The sequence below is a fragment of the Brevibacterium sp. Mu109 genome (assembly GCF_900169375.1).
In the GTDB taxonomy this organism is placed as follows: domain Bacteria; phylum Actinomycetota; class Actinomycetes; order Actinomycetales; family Brevibacteriaceae; genus Brevibacterium; species Brevibacterium yomogidense_A.
This window is the reverse complement of the sequence record NZ_FXZF01000021.1, coordinates 13,445-32,361: the sequence shown is the minus strand read 5'-3', so window position 1 is coordinate 32,361 and position 18,917 is coordinate 13,445. Positions and strand designations below refer to the sequence as shown.

The following is an 18,917-nucleotide window of genomic DNA, read 5'->3' as shown; positions in this document are numbered from 1 at the left end:
CCGGTGACGACTCTCCGCACGATGCGGGGGCGGGCTGCGGCCGTCCTCGCCGCCTCGGCGCTCGTGGCCCTCACCGCCTGCTCACAGGACACCGACGCCGAGGCCGGGGCCACCACCCCGGCGCCCGACGCCTCCACAGCCCACGCCACCGATGAGGCCGCCACCGCGGCGGCGGATGATGACGACGCGGCCGGCGATGACTTCGCCGCCGCCATCACGCGCGAGCTCGACATCGACTTCGGTTCCGCGCCGTACGACCGGATCCCCGCCTGCCACCACGACGGCCCCGTCACCGTGGACGGCGGACGGGCGACGTTCGCACCGTCGAACCCCTCGCCGGAGCTCACAGACATGGGCGCCGAGGTCGAACTCACGATCACCGGCGGGGCCGGATACGTCGAGATCGGACCGGACGGCCGCAGCTACGCGGCCGTGCCGTTCTCGTGCTCGGCGGTGGGCGGCGACGCACCGGACGGGGCCGAGGCCCTCCTCGACTCCGGCGAACTGTTCGTCGGCGGCACCCAGGACGCCCTTCAGGTCATGGGGCTGGTCACCGCGGGCGATCCGATCACGGACGAAGCGGACGGTGACGAGGCAGAGGAGACCAGCGCCTCGGCGGTCGACCTCCTGACCCACGAACCCGCAGGCATGGGCGTGGCCCACCTCCACTCGAGCCTGCGCAACGGCGACGGCTACCGCTACTACGTGCGGCAGCAGCGCGACGGCGACACGGACGAGCCCAGCGGGATCGGCTGGAAGAACGTCGCGTGGGACAGCGAGTCCGGATCCGTCCGGCAGATCGACCACGTCGAGGACTTCATGGACTCCGTGCCGCGACCGGACGAGACGCTCGTCGTGGGCGTCGACGGCGACGACGGTGTCCTGCCCGGCCAGGAGGACCTCTCCGACCATGAGGCCTTCGACGCGATCACAGCGTTCCTGGGCGAGCCGGACGCCGAATCCTCGGAGTTCGCCGAGGAGGGCGCGCACCGTGGCTACCGCTCCGAGACGAGGACGTGGGGCACGTTCGAGGCCACCTACTACTCCCCCGCCGACGGGGAGCCGGACTGGGTCGGCACGTGCCTCGCGTGGGAGGCCGAACTGGGCGAGATGCCGGACACCGTGACGCTCGCGGCGCCGATGCGGATGGGCATGTCGCTGGCCGAGTATCCGTACGTCGGTTCGACGGAGGCCGACCACGTGGAGGACGGGGAGGCGCCCTCGCTCGTCACCGCGGACGACGGCCGATACACCGTCGACGTGATGGGCGGAACCCGCATGGACGGCATGCTCACGAAGGTGGCCTCCGGCACCGGCTGCGCGCGCGGATGAGCAGTCGGATGGGCAGAAGGGGCCACTATGCGAGAATCCGACCCCAGATCCATACCGTTTGTGCATAGTGAGGGCATGCAGAATCGAGCAGGCCAGCCAGCGGAGGAGCGCGACCTCGTCGACATCCCGGAGCTCCTGGACGCGTATCACGACCTCGTCCCGGACCCGGTGGATGCCGCCCAGCGCGTGAGTTTCGGGACGTCCGGTCATCGGGGCTCGAGCCTCACGAGGTCCTTCAACGAGGCGCACATCGCCGCAACGACGCAGGCGATCGTCGACTACCGCCGCGCGCAGGGGCACACAGGACCGATCTTCGTCGGACGCGATACGCACGCCCTGTCGGAGCCTGCGTTCCTCACGACGATGGAGGTGCTCGCCGCGAACGCGGTGCCGGCCATGATCGATGACCGGGACGGGTACACACCCACTCCCGTCATCTCCCACGCGATCCTCGCCCACAACCGGGAGCACGCGGCGGCGCAGGGGCTGGCCGACGGGATCGTCATCACGCCCAGCCACAACCCGCCGACGGACGGCGGTTTCAAGTACAACCCACCCCACGGCGGCCCCGCCGGCACGGATGCGACCGACTGGATCCAGCAGCGTGCGAACACCCTGCTCGAACAGGGGTGGGAGACGATCGAGCGGACACCGTTCCAGCGCGCGTTCCACCTCGAGAACACCACGAACTTCAACTTCATGGACGCCTACGTGTCCGACCTGGAATCGGTCATCGACATGGACGCGATCCGCTCGGCGGGGATCACGATCGGCGCCGACCCCATGGGCGGTGCAGCCGTCGACTACTGGGTGGGCATCAGTGATCTGTTCGACCTGGACCTCACGGTCGTGAACCCGGAGGTCGACCCCGCGTTCGCGTTCATGACGCTGGACTGGGACGAGAAGATCCGGATGGACTGCTCGTCTCCCTACGCGATGGCGTCCCTCGTCGCGTCCCGCGATTCCTTCGACATCGCCACCGGGAACGACGCCGACGCGGACCGCCACGGCATCGTCACCCCCGACGCGGGTCTCATGTACCCCAACCACTACCTGGCCGTCGCGATCGACTACCTGCTGGGGCACCGCCCCGACTGGCCGAGCGATGCCCGGATCGGCAAGACGCTGGTGAGCTCCGTGCTCATCGACCGCGTCGTCGCGGCCCACGGCCGCGAGCTCTACGAGGTGCCGGTCGGCTTCAAATGGTTCGTCGATGGGCTGCAGTCCGGCACCGTGGCGTTCGGTGGGGAGGAGTCCGCGGGCGCGTCGTTCCTGCGCCGTGACGGCAGCGTGTGGTCGACGGACAAGGACGGGATCATCCTGGCCCTCCTCGCGGCGGAGATGCTGGCAGTGACCGGGAAGACGCCCTCGCAGCGCTTCGCGGAACTCGCGGCAGAGCACGGGATGACGTCCTACGCGCGCACCGATGCGCCGGCCACCCCTCAGCAGAAGGCGGCGCTGAAGCGGCTGAACGCGAAGAACGTCACGGAGTCGATGCTCGCGGGTGATCCCATCACCGACGTGCGGTCCGAGGCACCGGGCAACGACGCCGCGATCGGCGGGATCAAGGTGAGCACGGACCACGCGTGGTTCGCCGCCCGCCCCTCCGGCACCGAGGACGTCTACAAGATCTACGCGGAGTCGCTCCGCGGCCCGGACCACCTCGCGCAGGTGCAGCGGGAGGCGCGCGCGCTCGTGGACTCCGTCCTCGGCTGAGCGGATCCGACGGCTCCGACCGCCGAGGTGCCGGTCGGCTGGTCGGTGACCGGCACCTCGGCGGCGGCTGGCTCAGTCTGCAGCTGAGCCCCCGCGTCCGTCCGCGACCGTAGGATCACCCCTATGCTGCGGACGTACTCGGAGATCTTCGCCCTGCCGGGGGCGCTGAAGTTCACGCTCGCCGGTCTGGTCGCCAGGATGCCGATCGCCATCCTGGGGCTCGGGATCGTCCTCTTCATCCAGGGCGAGACGGGGTCGTACGAGCTCGCGGGGCTCGTCACGAGCGTCTTCATGGTCGTGCAGGCGGTCACGAACCCCGTCATCGCGAGGCTCGTGGACGCCCACGGACAGTCGCGCGTGATGGTGCCGATCGTGTGCGTGCACCTGGTGGGGATCGTCGGCCTGCTCGCGGCGGTGCTCCTGGACTGGTGGTTCGGGTTCGTCTTCCTGCTGGCGGGGATCGTGGGAGCCAGCGTGGGCAGCCTCGGGTCGCTGGTGCGCGCGCGGTGGAACGCACTCGTGCGGAACTCCCGGCAGCTCGACACCGCGTTCAGCTGGGAGGCGGTCGCGGACGAGTTCCTCTTCGTGTCCGGACCCGTCGTCGTCACGGCGCTCGCGACTCTGTGGTTCGCGCCGGCCGGCGTCCTGCTGTCCGGAGTGGCCACGGCGGTGGGGGCACTGCTCTTCTACCCGCAGAAGGCGACGGAACCCGCGCCGCGGGGCCGCACCGTCGGAGGCGGTGGGCGCGTGCTCACCCACCCGGGGATCCTCGCAGCGATCGTGTGCCAGATCTTCCTGGGCGTGCTGTTCGGGGCGATCGATGTGACCGCGGTGGGGTTCGGGGACGAGCAGGGGGCGAAGGCGTTCGCCGGGATCGCGCTGAGCGCACTGGCAGCGGGATCCCTGGTCGCAGGAACGATCTACGGATCGTACGACTGGCAGATGCCGGTGCGGTACCGCTTCCCCCTCATGCTCACCGTGCTCACCGCGGGCGCGTGGCTCCTGCTGCTGGCGAACGACATGGTGGTCTTCGCGGCGCTGCTCTTCGTGGTGGGGGTCGGGATCGCTCCCAGCCTCATCGCGGTCAGCTCCGTCATCCAGACGCTCGCACCCGCGGAGCGGCTCACGGAGTCACTCGCGTGGATCTCCACGGCGCTGGGGTTCGGGGTGGCGATCGGGTCCGCTCTGGCCGGCACCGTCATCGACCGGATGGGCGCGCACGAGGCCATCTGGATCATCGCGATCTGCGCGTCGCTCGGGCTCATCGTCGCCGTCATCGGGCTGCCGGGCATGGACCCTGCGCGGACGCCGGCGCTGCGCAGGCCGCGCCGCCAGACGATCGACACGGAGTCCCTGCCCGTCGTGGATCCGAACGGGTGACGCGACCGGGTGACGCAGCCGAGTGACGCAGCCGGGTGACGCCGTCGCGAACATGCTCTCACCTGCGGGAAGACACGTGTTCACCGGTCGGCTACACTGATTCCACCGTGGCGGTCAGACTGAAACATGTGTGGCCGCCACGGCTCAGTTCTCCGGCATGTGGGCGCGTGTTCCGTGACCAGACGGGCACTGTTTCCCGACCAGACCGACCGTGTGCCGCGACTAGGCTGAGAGCATGCATATCCTGCTCGCCTGCGACAAGTTCAAGGGAACCCTCACGTCCGCTCAGGTCGCTGCGGAACTCACTCCGCCGCTGACCGCCGCCGGCCACACCGTGGCCTCCGTGCCGATTGCTGATGGCGGAGACGGCACCGTCGCCGCCGCCCTGGCAGCGGGCTTCGAACAGCGCACGGCCACGGTCGCCGGCCCGCTGGGGCATCCCGTCGAGGCGACGTGGGCGCAGTCCGGCCGGACGGCGATCGTCGAACTCGCGGAGGCGTCGGGCATCGCGCTCGTCTCCCCCACGCGGGACACCGCTCTCAACGCCGGGACGCACGGGACGGGCGAGGTCGTCGCCGCCGCATTGGACGCCGGCTGCTCGAAGATCGTGCTCGCGGTGGGCGGTTCGTCGTCGACGGACGGCGGTGCGGGGATGCTCGCCGCGCTGGGAGCCCAGTTCCTCAACGATTCGGGTCAATCCGTCCCCACCGGGGGTCTGGGCTTGCTCGAGGTCGCCCAGGTCGACCTCACCGGTCTGGACGATCGCCTGCGCGACGTCGAGGTCGTGCTGGCGAGCGACGTCGACAACCCGCTGCTCGGTGAGACCGGGGCGGCCGCCGTCTACGGGCCGCAGAAGGGCGCCTCCGACACCGAGGTCGCTCTCCTGGACCGCGCGCTCACGCACCTGCGCGACCGGTTCGCCGATGCTGGCGGAGCCGACGCCGAGGCGATCGCACGGATCGCGCTCACCCCGGGTGCCGGCGCGGCGGGCGGCACCGGATTCGGAGCGCTGGCCGGGCTCGGCGCCCAGGTCCGCCCCGGCGCCGACTACATCATGGAGCTCGTCGGATTCGAGGACGCGTTCTCCTCCGCTGAGCTGGTCATCACGGGTGAGGGGCGCTTCGACGTCCAGACCCTGAGTGGGAAGGGTCCCGGCGCTGTGATCGACCGTGGGCGCGAGGCCGGGGTGCCTGTGTGGGTGGTGTGCGGCGCTGCCGAGATCACCTCGGAGGAAGCCCCGGGCGTCTCCGGGATCGTCGAACTGCGGTCGCTCGCGCCTGAGGAGACGTGCATGACCAGTCCCGCCGCAGTGGTGCGGCAGGCGGGCGAGCGCCTCGCGGAGCTGCTCCGGGCGTAGGACACGGAGCTGCCCCGAGCATAGGGCACCCCCGCACACGACGAGGCGCCCCGCACGTGCTGTGCGGGGCGCCTCGTCGTCGGACTGTCTCGATCGTCGGGCTGCTTCGACCGTCGGACTGGCTCGTCATCGGGCCGACTCATCGTGAATCCGGTTCGTAGCCGGACTGACTCGTCCGCCCTTCAGTGGGAGTCGCTCACTTCGTGTCGGGCTTCTCCGGCGTCTCGGGGTTCTCCGGGTTGCCGGGAGTACCCGGCAGGCCCTTCTGCTTGCGGGTCAGCAACAGGATCACGAGCACCACGACCGCGAGGCCGCCCACGACGAGCAGGATCATCATCGGCGTCGACATGCCGCCGGAGTCCGCATCCTCACTCAGTGCGCCCTGGTCCTGTGCGCCGTCCTCCGGCTGGTCGACAGCGGCGCCGCCCAGCTCTGCGGGGCCGTCGCCGCCCTCACCCTCGGCCGCGCCCTCGTCAGCGCCGCCTTCCTCACCGGCGCCCACGGCATCGGTCAGGGTGAAGTCGAACTCGCCGGAGATCGGGTGGCCGTCCGAGGACACGACGCGCCACTGCACCGTGTAGTCACCGGGGGTCATGTTGTCCGGCAGCGCGGAGGAGACCGTGGTTCCCTCGACGGTCACCTCGCCGGCGGAGATGTCCTCGTCGCCGTCCTGGAGGACCTGGATCTCCGTCCCGACGTCCTGGATCTCTCCGCTGAAGTCGAGTTCGAGCCATTCCGGCTGTTCGTCGAGTTCCGCGCCCTCCTCCGGGTTCGACCCGACGAGCTGATCATGGGCGTGCGCGGCCTGGCCGACCGTCAGGCCGAACACCATGAGCAGCGCCGCGATGACAGCGGTGAGCGTGCGAGAGCGCAGAGTCACGAGACCTCCTGTGGATGTGCATAGGGTCCCGGCGGTGCGATGTCACACCCGGGACCCTTCCGATTATCCGTGATGAGTCTGGGAACTTCATCTTCCCGCGCCCGGGCTTCTAGTGTGGGGGTATGACCACCGAGCAGAGCACTGCGTCCGCTGACGCCCCCCAGATCCCCACGGACATCCGCCCGCAGGACGACCTCTACCTCCACGTCAACGGTGAGTGGATCGCGTCGCACACCATTCCCGATGACCGGTCCGCAGACGGTGTCATCCGCGGACTCTTCGACATCGCCGAGGAGAAGGTGCGGGACATCATCACCCACGCCGCGGAGAACACCGGATCGGATGCCGCCGCCGAGGAGGCGCGGAAGGTCGCAGACCTCTTCGCCTCGTTCATGGACGAGGACCGGGTCGAGGAGCTGGGCGTCCAGCCGCTGGAGGACGACTTCGCGGCACTGGAGGCGGCCGGCGACCACGACGAGCTCGTGCGCGTCCTCGGCCGGCTGGAGCGCTCGGGCAGCCCCGGAGCACTCGCGGCGTACGTGTCCGCGGACGCGAAGGACCCGGAGCACTACGTCCTCTACGTCCATCAGGACGGGATCGGCCTGCCCGACGAGTCCTACTACCGGGAGGACCAGCACGCGGAGGTCCGTGAGCTCTACGTCGCGCACCTCGCCCGCATGGCGACCCTCACCGGCATCGATGCACGCACCGGACGGGATGCGGCTGACATCGCGCAGACCGTGCTCGACCTCGAGACGAGGTTCGCGCGCGACCACTGGGACGTCGTGGAGACGCGCGACGCGCAGAAGACCTACAACCGCATGACGATCGATGAGGCCGCGCAGCTGGCCGATGGCTTCGACGTCCGCGGATGGCTCACCGAGGTCGGTGCCGGCGACGCGTCCCACGTGATCGTGGGCGAGCCCAGCTTCCTCGAGGGTCTGGGCACGGTGTGGGCGGAGGCCTCGCTGGATGACCTCAAGGTGTGGGCCATGCTGGGCACCGCCCACGCATTCGCCGCGTACCTGAACAGCGACGTGGTGGAGGCGAACTTCGACTTCTACGGTCGGTCGCTGTCCGGCACCCCGCAGCTGCGCGAGCGGTGGAAGCGGGGCGTGAGCCTCGTGGAATCGCTGCTGGGAGAAGCAGTGGGCCGGATCTACGTCGCGCAGGAGTTCCCGCCGTCGTCCAAGGAGGCGATCAGCGAGCTGGTCGACGCGCTCATCCAGGCGTACGACTCGTCGATCCGCACGCTCGACTGGATGGGTGAGGAGACGAAGGAGCGCGCGCTCGAGAAGCTCGGGCTGTTCACGCCGAAGGTCGGCTACCCCGATGTGTGGCGCGAGTACACGTCCGAGATCCGCGCCGACGACCTCGTGGGCAACGTGCGCCGAGCGACCGAGGCTGAGCATGAGCGCCAGGTGAAGCGGATCGGCCAGACCATCGATCGCACCGAATGGCTCATGACCCCGCAGACGGTCAACGCGTACTTCCACCCGGTGATGAACGAGATCGTGTTCCCCGCGGCCATCCTGCAGCCGCCGTTCTTCGACCCGGAGGCGTCCGACGCACAGAATCTGGGAGCGATCGGTGCGGTCATCGGGCACGAGATCGGCCATGGCTTCGACGATCAGGGGTCGCGCTACGACGGGCACGGGACGCTCAGCGACTGGTGGACCGAGGAGGACCGGGCACGATTCGAGGAGCAGACCGGATCGCTCATCGCCCAGTTCGATGTGCTCGTGCCCCGCGGCATGGCCGACGAAGACACGGTGAACGGCGCGCTGACGATCGGCGAGAACATCGGCGACCTGGGCGGTCTCTCGATCGCGTGGAAGGCGCTCCACCTCCGGGCCGCCGAGCGCGGCGTCGAGGTGACCGAGGACGACGGGCGAGCGTTCTTCGAGTCGTGGGCCCGCGCGTGGCGGACCGTGATGCGGGACGAGGAGCGTCGCCGCCGCCTGACGATCGACCCGCATTCGCCGGAGGAGTTCCGCTGCAACCAGATCGTCAAGAACATGGACGCGTTCGCCCAGGTGTACGGCACCCAGGAGGGCGACGGCATGTGGATGGCGCCGGAGGAGCGGGTCTCCATCTGGTGACGGCACGGAGCAGTCGGTGAGACGGAGCCGTCGGTGACACCGAGGAGCCGGTGAAACCGAGCAGCCGCCTCCGGCGGGTCTGAGGACCTCGCCCGAGGCGGCTGTTCCGTGTCAGCCTCGGGTGATGACGAGGCGGGTGAAGCGATCGATGAGGTCGGTCCACACCCGTCGCCGGGTGTCCGTGTCGTCGCCGATCTCTGCGGCGAGGGCCTCGATGTCGATGATGCCCATGTCGGCCTCGGGGCACATCGTGACGCAGCCGCGCAGCATCCGGTCCTCGGCGACGTCCGCGCTCACGACGACGGGCATCGGGCTGGTGTCGAAGGACGTGTGCTGACCGGTCGAGCCCATCTGCTCCCGAGCGGCGTCGAACACGATCTCCGCCCCCGAGGTCCCGATGCCGATGACCGGGGTCCCCACGGCGAGCGCGTCGCCGGCGAACTCGCGTACCGCCGCCACCGAAGCGTCATCGGCGTGCCCGTCGATGTCCTTCATGCCGAAGACGATGAACGCGGAGGCTGCCATCGGCCCGGGAACGGTCGTGCTGCGGCGGAGACGGTGCCGGAACAGCTCGGTGCCGGAGTCCTCGAGCCAGTCGAGGACCTCGGGCAGGGGAAAGCCGTCGGACATGGCGATCAGACCCACCGGGTGGCTCACGCCGTCCTCGGAGATCGTGCGCGTGGGCGACTGCTCCCCCGCCCGCACGGCGACGGAGAGGATGTTCTCGCGGACCGGTGCCGGGCAGGTCGCCCACGGCATGAACGCGAAGGGATAGACGACGGTGCGGTTGAAATCGAGGGTCACGACACCGTCCGGATCCGGCAGGCCGACGCTCAGCGTGCGCCACATGGGGGTGGTGTCGCCGTTCGTGCGGTCCTGGAAATCCACTGTGAGACCGGTCTGCAGGCTGCCGGTCGCCGTGAGCGTGTGGGTGGCGCCGCCGAACTCGAAGGTGAGGGTGCCGAGCGTCTGCTGGTCCATCTCCAGCCCCGGCAGCGCAGTCGCGATACGGCGGGAGCGGGGCTCCGAATACGGCACGAACACGCCGGGCACCACTGCGGATCGCTTGAGCGGGAACGCGGGGATGTCCACGAAGTTCGACAGGAGCGCGGACTTCGAATCGCGCACGCGGACACCGATCCGACCGTCCCGGTTGATCGCTTCGTACGCGGTGTGATCGGCCACGAGCCAGGAGAGGGCGGCATCCTTCGCGAGGCGGATCCACGGCGTTCCGGACCGGTCCGTCCCGAGCGTCGTGCGCAGGGCACCGTTCGCGTGCGAGTCAGCGTCGCCTCGGGCAGGGGCCACGGTGTCTGGGCCGCCGACGGCGTCCTGCGCGCCTTCCGCCTCCAGCGCGGCACGGGTGGGCCCGGCACTGCGGCCGGTGCCGATCCGGAAGCGGATCGTGTCGCCGTCCAGGTCGAAGCTTCCCGGGGCGCCCTCCCAGGTGTTCTCTCCCTGCTGCAGCCAGTGGAGACCTGTGATGCTGAGGAAGCCGAACGGGGTGGCGAGAGCGGCAAGGCGGTCGTCATGCCACGCCTGCCATTCTGAGGTGAACTGTTCCAAGGGTTCCTCGGATCGTCGGGTGCGTACGCTCGGACGCCGACGGTCGGCCGGCGGCATCGCCCGATGCCACGGCTCGGCGGCATCGGTGGCCATACTAGGACACTTCGATGATCACACGCTCATGACGGGCTGACCGCCGACCGCAGACGCGGTCTGGGGCGCGAGACCAGTTGGAAGGCCAGGCCGAGCACCACGAGCAGGGCGCCCGACAGTGCCGGCCCCCACAGACCGGCGGCGAGGCCGACGCTGTCCAGGACTGTTCCGCTCAGTGCGGAGGCCGCGGACTGGCCGACGACCACGCCGGTGCTCATCATCGCCATGACGGTCGTGAGGCGGCCGACCGGGGACTGATCGGAGGCGATCGCGAAGAGGGTGACCAGGCTGGGCCCGATGCCCGCTCCCATGATGAGCAGCGCGATGACGAAGACGGTGAGCGTCTCCGCCTGCGTGTAGAGGAGGCAGCCCGCCAGTGACAGGGTCGAGAAGACCAGCCAGCGGGCCCGCAGCTGGAACGCCTCCGGGAGCAGGACGACCGACAGCGCACACACTGCGGAGCCGACTCCCATGACCCCGTAGAGGATTCCCGTGGCGTCGGCGTTGTCGAGCGTCTCCATGAACGCGGTGAGGCTGGTGAGGGTCGACCCGAAGAACAGGCCGATGCAGGTCATGCCGCCCACCGGCAGGAGCACCGCGGCGCGGAAGAGCATCGAGACCGGATCCGGTGTCCGGGTCGCATGGGACGAGGCAGCAGCTGTGTCTGCGGCAGCCGGGTCTACGGTCGGGTCTACGGTAGCCGGGTCTGCGGAAGTCGGGTCTGCGGAAGTCGGGTCTGCGGAAGTCGGGTCCAAGGCAGGCGGGGCTGCGGGGGAGGCTTCCGCGGCACCTGCTGTTCCGGCGGCGCGCTTGCCGGTGCGGCCCTGCGCGTAGTCGGCGGAACGGTGGAGGGCGAAGGCGATGATCCCGACTCCTGTGAGGAGTGCCGCTCCCACCACCGGCGAGACAGTCCCCCACGCCACAGCAGAGACGCCGACGATGACGGGCCCGAAGACGAACATGAGTTCGTCGGTCATGGACTCGTACGAGAGGACCGCCGAGGTGGAGCGGCTCCGCGAGGCCGCCGGAACGTCGGAGTCGATGGCGAGCAGCCAGCGGGAGCGAACCATCGACGATGCTTGCGGAGCCGTGAGGCCGATGAGGATGCCCATGGTGAAGATGACGGAGGAGGCCGCCTCGCCGACGAGTGCCCATGCGAGACCCAGCAGTGCGGCCGCGTTGGCGACGCCGAGGACGAGCAGGATGGGGCGCTGCCCCCAGCGGTCGGCGGCGGCGCCCATGAGGGGGCCGGAGATCGCTGTGCCGAGCCCCACCAGCGCGGCTGTGATGCCCGCCTCCGCGTAGGAACCGCGCAGCGCAGACACCGCTGTCATGACAGCGACGACCGACATCGCGAACGGGAGTTTCGCGACGAGGGCGATGGGGAGGTAGCCCCATCCGAGGAGGCGGATCAGAGAAGCGAACACGACAGTCAAGGGTAGCCGTCGTGGAGCGGAAAGGCCCGACGACGTCGCTCAGATCGCGGTCGCGCACGTGATCTCGGACTCGTGCGCGCCGTCCATGAGTGAAGGCACAGTTGGAGGCCACTCTTGAGAACCACGGTTGAAGGCCACGGTTGAATGTCACGGCCGATCGTCACAGCTGCGAGCCCGCGTCATGCGCCGAGCGGCAGTTCGGGCGGAAGTCCGAGCAGCGCGACCCGGAACCGCGAGTGGAACACGGGGCGCTGGCGGGGGTCGATCGCCTGCGGCGGTCTCCACGCGGGGAATCCGCGGAGGAAGAGCGATTCCCACCCGGTCCGTTCGAACCAGCGATGGTGGAACGGGCAGACCAGGGTGAGGTTGTCGATCTCGGTCTTCCCTCCGCGCGAGTACGCGAGGATGTGGTGGGCCTCGCACCATTCGGCGGGGGCGTCGCAGTCGGGGAAGGTGCATCCCTGGTCACGGGCTGATAGCACTGCCATCTGCGTGCGGGTGGCGAAGCGACCGTGAGACCTCACCTCGAGCGACCTGCCGACTCCGTCCGTGACGTGGACGAACATCTGTGCGGCATTCGACCACGCTTCGAGTCCTCCAAGAGTGGTCGGCGCTCCGGCATGCGTGGTCAGCACCCCACCTGGCCGGACGAGGTCTTCCGCTCGAGCGGTGACGACGAGGGCGTGGTCCGCACCATGGAGGACGCGTTCACGCGCAACGCTGCGCAGCAGGAACGCGAACCTGTCGTGCCGGGCAAGGCCAGGCATTCCACCTTGCGAAAGGCTGATCCGAAGCCCAGTTCGCGTGCCGTCCTCGAACACTCCGTCTGCGGTGACCGGAGTCTGCGGGGACTGCAACGGCATGTCAGTACCGGGGTCGTTCAGAGGTGATGAGCTGGAATCCGGCGGGTCAGCAGAACCCGCAGGGCCGGTGGCATCAGGTGGTCGACTGGGTTCTGGCGGCGGGCTGGGTTCAGGCGGCGGGTTCGTGGGCACTCGTCCGAGCACCTTCTCCCAGATCACGCTCGCCGCGACACCGGATTCCGACGACCTCGCCTCTGCGAGGAGCTTCTGCACCTCCGCGGAGACGCGCTCGCTCAGGTGCACCGGCCAGCCCGTCTCGTCGAGATAGAAGAGTGGTTCGTCCTCCAAGAACGTTCCGACCTTTCCACCCACGCTGATCGTCGCGTCTGCTTGGACAGTGATCCGGGTGTCTTCCCACATCACTTCAAGCGGGATCTGCGGCACTTCCTCGTCGGGATCGGTGTGCTCACCGGATTCTTCCGCACCACTACTCCTACCCTCCGGCACTGGAGGGGCCGAGTAGTCGAAGGCGTCATCGACCGCTGGGGCCGCAGAGGCGGCTGGGGTGCCGTCACCGCCAGTCGCACCTTCTCCGCCCGCCGCACCTTCTCCGCCCGCCGTTGCCTCATTGCACGCCGCATGGGGGCGGACCGCCACCGGGACGTCCGCATCCTTCATCCGGCCGTAGAGGAGCGCCTGCAGCGTCGTACCGGTAGGGCAGTCCAGCAGCCCCTTCAGTCTCCAGTCACCATTGCGCTGCTGAGACAGGTCGACGTGGTACTTCTGCGGTTCGGTCTCGAAGCGCGGCAGCTTCCCGTCCGGATCGATGTTCTGGATGATCCGCTGACTGAGCTTGGGAAAGTCCTTGAGCGACACCGTCGGGGCCAGCTCCACCAGCGTCTTCTCGACAGTGTCCGCATACTTCGCCCGGATCGTCGGCGGAAGATCGTCGACCGCGTCGCAGAGAGCCTTCGCCTCATCCGCGGAGATGCGCCCGTCCGCGAACTCCTCCGCTATAGACGGACGCACAGCTTCCTGCTGTTCGCCGACTGCAGAGATCCTGCCTGCGAGGTTGTCGCTGAGGCGGGTCCGCCGGCGCGCTTCTCCCGGCGTGATCCTGAACTCCCCCGCGAGCAGACTGGCCGTGGTCCGGTATCCATGTGCGGAGGAGTCGCCGATCCGCTGGTAGTGGGCGAGCATGTCCGTACTCATCGACTCGATGAGTCGGCGCGTCGCTTCGAGAGCGCGAATCGCAGCCAGCGCTTCCTGCGCACCCAGCGATCGGTGACCGGACGAAGCCGCGCGCACGTCCGCGGCAGTGTCGAGGAACTCGACAAGATGAGGCGCCCGGGCTTCGAGCAGCTCCCGATCCATGTCTGAGAAGGGACTGCGGAACCGCGGCTCCTCAACCCCATCGTCGCTTTCCCTGCTGGTATCCACACCCCACCCCCTTCGCTGGTGCTGCTTCTGCTGATCACGCCTCGTCGCGGTGCATCTCAAGAAGTCAGTTCTATGTAGATATAGAACAGTCTATTCGATTTCACCTCTTTGTTCTAGTACTTATTCGATTTTTCTTCCGCAGCAGCCCGGCGCCCCTCGTCCCGCCACCGCATAGGCTGGCCGCATGACCGATACGACTCCGCATGGAAGCACCCCCGGACCTCAGGACGATCCCGCGCTCCGACCATCAGCGCTCCGACCATCAGCACATCGGCCCTCAATGCACGGCCGGGCAGCGACGAGCCCTGGCCCCAGCCGCACCGGCTCGGCCGTCGACGCCGCTCTGGCTGCGGACCTCTCGTCGTTCGTCATGCGGTCTCCGTCGTCGTACCACGCGGCCTACGCGGTGCGTGAGCGCCTCGTGGACCACGGCTTCGAAGAGCTCGACGAAGGTGACCGGTGGTCCCTGGAGCCGGGCGGCAGGTACGTCGTGGTCCGCGACGGCGCAGTCATCGCCTTCGCAGTGCCCGACCCAGCCACGGCACCAGACGCGACCCCGGCCTCTTCCGAGGCCTCGGCCCCGCGCTCAGCCGCAGACCCCGCCCTCGCCTCGGTCCCGTTCCACGTCGTCGGCGCGCACACCGACTCCCCCGGCTTCAAGCTCAAGCCCCAGCCGGACTTCGTGGCGGAGGGCGCGCTCCAGGTCGGGGTGGAGATCTACGGTGGGCCGTTGCTCAACTCATGGCTCGACCGCGAGCTCTGCTTCGCTGGACGTCTGGTGCTGCGCGACGGCACGACCGTCCTCGCGCAGACGGGCCCGATCGCACGCATCCCCCAGCTCGCGATCCACCTGGACCGGAAGGCCAACGAAGGCCTCGCACTCGACCGGCAGCGGCACACCCAGCCGGTGATCGGTCTGGCCGACATGGTGGAGGCCGGGGGCCTCGGCGATCCGGACGCGGCAGGCTCGCACGTGCTGGGCCTCCTCGCGGAATCCGCCGGAGTCGACCTCGTCGACGTCGACGGATTCGATGTCCTCACCTTCCCCGTGCAGGAGCCCGCCGTGTTCGGAGCGCACAGCGAGTTCCTCGCGTCCCCGCGCCTGGACAACCTCGCGTCCGTGTGGGCGGGTACGAGCGCTCTCGAGGACGTCGACCCCACACAGCTCACGGGCATCGCCGTGCTCGCCGCGTTCGACCATGAGGAAGTGGGCTCGGAGACGCGCTCAGGCGCCAGCGGACCCTTCCTCGACGTCGTCCTCGAACGGGTCACCACAGGACTGGGAGGCCAGCGCGACGACCACCTGCAGGCGCTCTCCGCGTCCGTGTGCGTCTCCTCCGACGCGGGCCACGCGGTGCACCCGAACTATCCGGGCCACCACGACCCGGTCAACCGGCCGAGGCTGGGCGGAGGTCCACTGCTCAAGATCAACGCGCAGCAGCGCTATTCCACCGATGCCGTCGGCACCGCGGTGTGGGCGCGCGCGTGCCGCGACGCGGGGGTGGGGTTCCAGGAGTTCGTCTCGAACAACACGATCCCGTGCGGATCGACGATCGGCCCCCTCACCGCGACCCGCCTGGGGATGACCACGGTGGATGTGGGGCCGGCGCTGTGGTCGATGCACTCGGCGCGCGAGATGTGCGCGGTGTCCGATCTGGCGGACCTGCGGGCGGCACTGGGGGCCTACTTCGCCGGGTGATGAGGCGAGCCGATCAGGTGCGCCCGGCCAGACGAGCTAAATGGGTGACGTGAATAGACGAGACGCCTCTACCGGGTGATGCGATCACCCGGTAGAGGCGTCTGACGTCGTGGTCCTCAGAGGTCTGGGACCTCAGAAGTCCGTGGGCGAGGTCCCGGGTGCGCCAGCGGACCGGTGCTGGTCCTGTGCCTGGTTGCCGGAGTCCTGGCTGCTGGGGTCCTGGCCACCGGGTGCCTGACCCGCAGCCTCCTGCTCGGCCATCTTCGCCTTCTGCTCCTCGACCTGCTTGTGCACGTCCTCCATGTCGAGGTTCCGCACGCCGTCGATGAGCTCCTCCAGCTGCGGCGCGGCGAGTGCCCCCGCCTGGCTGAAGACGCCCACGCCCTGGCGGAACACCATGAGCGTGGGGATGGAGGTGATCCCGAACGCGCCCGCGAGCTGCTGTTCGGCTTCCGTGTCGACCTTCCCGAACACGATGTCCTCGTGCTTCGCGGAGGCCGCTTCGTACACGGGGGCGAAGTTGCGGCAGGGTCCGCACCAGTCCGCCCAGAAGTCGAGGATGACGATGTCATTGTCCCCAACGGTCGACTGCAGGTTGTCCGATGTGACCGTGGTTGTACTCATGCGTCCACGCTATCGGATGCGGCTGAACACGACGTGAGGGCGTCTCCTTCGAACACCACTGGCCCCCAGCCCCACTGACCCACCGGCCTCGCTGACCTCACTGGCCTCACTGGCCTCACTGGCCCCAACCTCACCGACCCACGAGCCTCACTGCGCCGCGTCGAGCTCCGCCTCCGCCAGCAGCCAGCCCAGCGCCCTCGTCGCCTGCTGCAGAGCCGGCAGCGTCGACGCGAGGAGTCGGCGGCGGAGGTCCGCGAGCTCGTCAGCGCTCACCTCGCGGCCGTCGGGACCTACGATCGGGGACGCCGAGTCCGCGCTGCCATCACCGACCGCCAGCCTCAGTGCCTCGATGAGGGCCGAACGACCGGAGGGCGCCGAGCTGTCCAACGGGTCCGACCCCCTCGCCGGCACGATCCCGTCGCCGTGAGCATCCAGCAGGCTGGCGCCCTCCCAGCGGCCGCCGGACCGTGCGGTGAACTGCGCTCCAGCCACCGAGTCGTCGGCTGACTCGCCACCGGCCGCGCCCGAGGTGCCCGCCGGCTTCCCTGCCCGCTCGCCGTCCCGCTGCGGGAAGACCACGAAGCGCAGTGCTTCGCTGAGCGCCGTCGCGAACGCCTCCTCGTCGCCGACCGCGTGCGCGGCGACGGCCAGCTGCGCCGCATCGGCGAGCCCCGCAGCTCCAGGGCCGCCCTCGCCCTCCGTGCTGCTGCGCAGCAGCGACCCGTGCTGATCCGCCAGCACGTCACGATTCGCCGACTCGTCACGATCCGCCGCCTCGTCACGATCCGCCGCCTCGTCACGATCCGCCGGCTCGGCACGATTCGTCGTCGCCAACGCGTCGAACGCGCGCTTCGCAGCCGCGGTCCATTCGTCGACCTCGAAGACTCGACCGGCGTCCATGAGCGCGGCGATCGCGAGGCCGTTCCACTCGGTCACGAGCTTCTCGTCGCGATTCGGCAGCGCGCGCCCGGACCTCCGCTCGGCCAGCTGTCGCCGAGCCTCGCGGGCCTCGGCCGTCGCCCACGGCGCCTCTGCACCACCCGGCGCGTCCACCGGATCGGAGCCCGTGACAGCAGCACCGGTGACAGCAGAGCCAGCGTCAGCAGCGTCCTCAGCGGCGCTCTCCGCCGCAGACCGACCGCCCCCGGGCCCATCTGCGTCTTCAGCACCTTCAACACGATCGGCCGCTTCAGCACGATCGGCACCGTCAGCACGATCGGCCCCGTCTGCCTCGCCGTGCACCCATTCGGCGACCGCCGGGAGTCCGACGGCGAAGGGGCGCCCAGGAGCGGCGGCATCGACGGGGCCCAGCGCCACGAACGGCTCCGGGACCGAACTCCCCGCCTCCAGGTAGTACGCACCCTCCGTCCGTCGCCCGTCATCGTCCACCGAATCGGCGTCGAGCCCGGATGCGAAGCCCCCGCCCGGCAGCTCGAGCCGCTCCAGGAGGAAGCGGGCGGTGTCGTGGACCTCGCGCGCGGCGAGCGCGGTGTACCGGGATGAGGCACCTCGGCCCCGTTCTGTGACGTACCAGTGCGTGGCGGCCCTGAGGTGCAGCGCATTGTCGAAGAGCATCTTCTCGAAATGCGGGATGTGCCACTGTGCATCGACGCTGTAGCGCGCGATGCCGCCGTCGACCTGGTCCCGCATCCCTCCCGACGAGATCCCGGCGAACGTGCGGCGGACCGCCGCGAGCTCGGGACCCGAGGGGACCTCGGGCGTGGAGGAGCGGTCATGCCGCCGGAGCAGCTGGACGAGGCTCATCGTCGGCGGGAACTTCGGCAGTGAGCCGAAGCCGCCCCATCTCTGATCCTCCGCAGCGAGGAGGTTCTCCGCAGCCGCAGTGAGCGAGTCATCGTCGACCTCCGGGACGGGTGAGTCGGCCGGCAGCCCCATCGACAGATCCGGCAGGCGGACCAGCGACGAGGCGAGCTGGCTCGCGATCGATTCCGCACGCTCTCGCTCATCGGCCCAGGTCCGGGCGATCGTCGTGACCACCTGACTGAAGCTGGGCATCCCGCCGCTGGGCTCCGGAGGGAAGTACGTGCCGGCGAAGAACGGCCGGGCATCCGGCGTCGTGAACACGTTCAGCGGCCAGCCGCCCTGGCCCCGCATCGCGAGCAGCGCGTCCATGTAGAAGGCGTCGACCGCGGGCAGCTCCTCGCGGTCGAGCTTGATCGCCACCACCGATTCGCCGAGCAGGCGCCCGACCGCCGGATCCGAGAACGACTCCGCCGCCATGACGTGGCACCAGTGGCACGTCGAGTAGCCGATGCTCACCAGCACGGGGACGTCCCTGTCCCGCGCCTCGACGAATGCGTCCCTGCCCCACGGGCGCCACTGAACGGGATTCTCCGCGTGCGCACGCAGATACGGACTGGTGGACGAGGCGAGCAGATTCGTCATATCCCCACCGTCTCATCCGCCGCCGCCCGTGCACAGGCCGCGCACGACCTTCGCACACCGCACCCAGGCGGCTCACGAGCTCT

12 protein-coding genes are annotated in these 18,917 nt (G+C 69.4%); 6 read left to right on the top strand and 6 right to left on the bottom strand.

Going from position 1 to position 18,917, the window contains the following annotated elements; translation table 11 throughout:
• Positions 1–3 precede the first annotated feature (3 nt).
• The 4 genes from BSP109_RS12645 (at position 4) to BSP109_RS12630 (ending at position 5,785) form a co-directional block, all read left to right on the top strand.
• Positions 4–1,332, top strand: a complete 1,329-nt coding sequence (locus BSP109_RS12645) for a hypothetical protein (RefSeq protein WP_101601093.1) — start codon at positions 4–6, stop codon at positions 1,330–1,332.
• A gap of 75 nt (positions 1,333–1,407) precedes the next feature.
• A complete protein-coding gene (pgm, locus tag BSP109_RS12640) occupies positions 1,408–3,048 on the top strand; it encodes a phosphoglucomutase (alpha-D-glucose-1,6-bisphosphate-dependent) (RefSeq protein WP_101601091.1) in 1,641 nt (546 codons plus the stop codon).
• 123 nt (positions 3,049–3,171) lie between these two features.
• Positions 3,172–4,428: an MFS transporter gene (locus BSP109_RS12635; protein ID WP_101601090.1), complete on the top strand. Its 1,257-nt coding sequence runs from the start codon at positions 3,172–3,174 to the stop codon at positions 4,426–4,428.
• A gap of 235 nt (positions 4,429–4,663) precedes the next feature.
• Positions 4,664–5,785 (top strand): glycerate kinase, encoded by a 1,122-nt coding sequence (locus BSP109_RS12630; protein WP_101601089.1) that lies wholly within the window; start codon positions 4,664–4,666, stop codon positions 5,783–5,785.
• 196 nt (positions 5,786–5,981) lie between these two features.
• Here the strand turns inward: BSP109_RS12630 and BSP109_RS12625 are convergent, their stop codons facing one another.
• Positions 5,982–6,665, bottom strand: a complete 684-nt coding sequence (locus BSP109_RS12625) for a copper resistance CopC family protein (protein ID WP_257944687.1) — start codon at positions 6,663–6,665, stop codon at positions 5,982–5,984.
• Positions 6,666–6,787: 122 nt separating this feature from the next.
• On the opposite strand from BSP109_RS12625, the gene BSP109_RS12620 reads away from it, so the two are divergent.
• Entirely contained in the window at positions 6,788–8,767 is a 1,980-nt protein-coding gene (locus BSP109_RS12620) for a M13 family metallopeptidase (RefSeq protein WP_101601087.1), read from the top strand.
• A 111-nt stretch (positions 8,768–8,878) separates the two neighbouring features.
• Here BSP109_RS12620 and BSP109_RS12615 read toward each other — a convergent pair whose 3' ends face one another.
• The 3 genes from BSP109_RS12615 to BSP109_RS12600 all read right to left on the bottom strand — a co-directional run bounded on the left by BSP109_RS12615 (position 8,879) and on the right by BSP109_RS12600 (position 14,039).
• On the bottom strand, positions 8,879–10,333 hold the full coding sequence (locus tag BSP109_RS12615; protein WP_180959731.1) for a DUF1684 domain-containing protein: 1,455 nt from the start codon (positions 10,331–10,333) through the stop codon (positions 8,879–8,881).
• Positions 10,334–10,452: 119 nt separating this feature from the next.
• Positions 10,453–11,853: an MFS transporter gene (locus BSP109_RS17005; RefSeq protein ID WP_146001157.1), complete on the bottom strand. Its 1,401-nt coding sequence runs from the start codon at positions 11,851–11,853 to the stop codon at positions 10,453–10,455.
• Positions 11,854–12,041: 188 nt separating this feature from the next.
• The gene (locus tag BSP109_RS12600; protein ID WP_101601084.1) at positions 12,042–14,039 is read right to left on the bottom strand and encodes an HNH endonuclease signature motif containing protein; all 1,998 of its coding nucleotides are present in this window, start codon (positions 14,037–14,039) and stop codon (positions 12,042–12,044) included.
• 346 nt (positions 14,040–14,385) lie between these two features.
• Between BSP109_RS12600 and BSP109_RS12595 the strand changes: the two genes are divergently transcribed.
• Complete coding sequence (locus BSP109_RS12595) at positions 14,386–15,804, top strand: M18 family aminopeptidase (RefSeq protein WP_101601082.1); 1,419 nt, start codon at positions 14,386–14,388, stop codon at positions 15,802–15,804.
• Positions 15,805–15,936: 132 nt separating this feature from the next.
• Here the strand turns inward: BSP109_RS12595 and trxA are convergent, their stop codons facing one another.
• Positions 15,937–16,428 (bottom strand): thioredoxin, encoded by a 492-nt coding sequence (gene trxA / locus BSP109_RS12590; protein WP_101601080.1) that lies wholly within the window; start codon positions 16,426–16,428, stop codon positions 15,937–15,939.
• Positions 16,429–16,575: 147 nt separating this feature from the next.
• On the bottom strand, positions 16,576–18,834 hold the full coding sequence (locus BSP109_RS12585) for a thioredoxin domain-containing protein (protein WP_101601078.1): 2,259 nt from the start codon (positions 18,832–18,834) through the stop codon (positions 16,576–16,578).
• Between the last annotated feature and the right edge of the window lie 83 nt (positions 18,835–18,917).

Excerpts from the sequence above, each read along its gene's own strand:
- BSP109_RS12585 (WP_101601078.1), bottom strand. The coding sequence starts at position 18,834 with ATGACGAATCTGCTCGCCTCGTCCACCAGTCCGTATCTGCGTGCGCAC.
- BSP109_RS12595 (WP_101601082.1), top strand. The coding sequence starts at position 14,386 with ATGCACGGCCGGGCAGCGACGAGCCCTGGCCCCAGCCGCACCGGCTCG.
- BSP109_RS12635 (WP_101601090.1), top strand. The coding sequence starts at position 3,172 with ATGCTGCGGACGTACTCGGAGATCTTCGCCCTGCCGGGGGCGCTGAAG.
- pgm (WP_101601091.1), top strand. The coding sequence starts at position 1,408 with ATGCAGAATCGAGCAGGCCAGCCAGCGGAGGAGCGCGACCTCGTCGAC.
- BSP109_RS12630 (WP_101601089.1), top strand. The coding sequence starts at position 4,664 with ATGCATATCCTGCTCGCCTGCGACAAGTTCAAGGGAACCCTCACGTCC.
- BSP109_RS12620 (WP_101601087.1), top strand. The coding sequence starts at position 6,788 with ATGACCACCGAGCAGAGCACTGCGTCCGCTGACGCCCCCCAGATCCCC.
- trxA (WP_101601080.1), bottom strand. The coding sequence starts at position 16,428 with ATGAGTACAACCACGGTCACATCGGACAACCTGCAGTCGACCGTTGGG.
- BSP109_RS12600 (WP_101601084.1), bottom strand. The coding sequence starts at position 14,039 with ATGGATCGGGAGCTGCTCGAAGCCCGGGCGCCTCATCTTGTCGAGTTC.